2 protein-coding genes are annotated in these 1,125 nt (G+C 36.1%); both read right to left on the reverse strand.

Annotated features, from left to right (window positions below; all coding sequences use genetic code 11):
- Positions 1-168 precede the first annotated feature (168 nt).
- The gene (locus ES677_RS15115; RefSeq protein ID WP_148381723.1) at positions 169-456 is read right to left on the reverse strand and encodes a type II toxin-antitoxin system RelE/ParE family toxin; all 288 of its coding nucleotides are present in this window, start codon (positions 454-456) and stop codon (positions 169-171) included.
- Complete coding sequence (locus ES677_RS15120) at positions 449-688, reverse strand: ribbon-helix-helix domain-containing protein (protein ID WP_148381725.1); 240 nt, start codon at positions 686-688, stop codon at positions 449-451. The genes ES677_RS15115 and ES677_RS15120 overlap by 8 nt, the downstream gene beginning before the upstream one ends.
- Positions 689-1,125: the final 437 nt, after the last annotated feature.

A 1,125-nucleotide genomic window follows, 5' to 3' on the forward strand; every position in this document is an offset into this window, starting at 1 on the left:
TAGCCTATGCTTAAAATAGTAGGTAGCTTCAATTGGTGTAAAGAGCAATTGTTGAGATGAACGTTGAACCGCCGTATACGAGACCCGTACGTACGGTGGTGTGAGAGGCGCACTGGCAATCATTCGATTGTCAGCCGTCTACTCGATTAGCAACAGTTTATTATTTCGTTATAGCTTTTCATTTAAATTTTGACTTCCCACAATTGCCATAATATCGACAATATCTTTATTTATTTTAAAGTAGATACTATCAGAACCACATACACAACGTCTGTATTCGTTTTTTATATATTCCACTGATTCGAACGAATAAGGTCTCTCAGCAATAATATCAAAATATTCAAAAAATGATTCGAAATACTTATCCGCTTGAGTCATTCCAAATTTTTCAATTCCGTAATGATGAATTCTTATTAAGTCGTTTTTAGCTTCGTTACCTAATCTATATTTAGCCATTCAATAGAGACTTTGATTGTGCTAAAATTTCATTTTTGTTATCATTTGTAAATCCGCTATTTTCGGCCTTTTCTAATTTGGCACGAACCCAATCAATTTGAACTTGCTGCTTTCTGGCTTGTCTTATTAAATCGTTTACTAATTCACTTTTACTAGAATATTCATTTCTATTCACTTGGGTTTTCAGCCATTCATCGTTAGGCTCCGTAAATGATATGCTTTGTCTTGACATAATTTTATGTTTTGGTGTAAATATACATCAAAAACGCATCGTTTCCAAATTGTTGCTAACGTGTTTGTATATGATTAGTGGCGTGTTTCAGCACTTAATTTAGTAAATAAATACTGAATAGAAAATCCGAGAGGATTTTCGTAAGCAAGCCAGAACCAGCCATTAATTATATACGATGTGTGTGCCCAGTATGGGCATCTTTAACTTACAGCAAAGTAAGTAATTAATCTAGAGGGTGCAAGTCCCTTATGCGCTGGGGTAACGCCTAGAAGCATTAGTAAGTCGCAAGGGTGGTAACTGCAAAGTTACCTCTGAAGAAAGCGAGACTACAAAACTCGGTACTGACGAACAGAAACCGTATACAGAGGCCTATTTATTCGGGTAAGCAACCACATCATTGCAACGCCCAAAGAGTATCAAAAGGGTAAGTAGGTAGA

This window comes from Bizionia gelidisalsuginis, assembly GCF_008086185.1.
GTDB classification, from domain to species: domain Bacteria; phylum Bacteroidota; class Bacteroidia; order Flavobacteriales; family Flavobacteriaceae; genus Bizionia; species Bizionia saleffrena.

What these genes read in the sequence shown, in the direction of transcription:
- ES677_RS15115 (WP_148381723.1), bottom strand. Translation starts at nt 456, where the DNA reads ATGGCTAAATATAGATTAGGTAACGAAGCTAAAAACGACTTAATAAGA.
- ES677_RS15120 (WP_148381725.1), bottom strand. Translation starts at nt 688, where the DNA reads ATGTCAAGACAAAGCATATCATTTACGGAGCCTAACGATGAATGGCTG.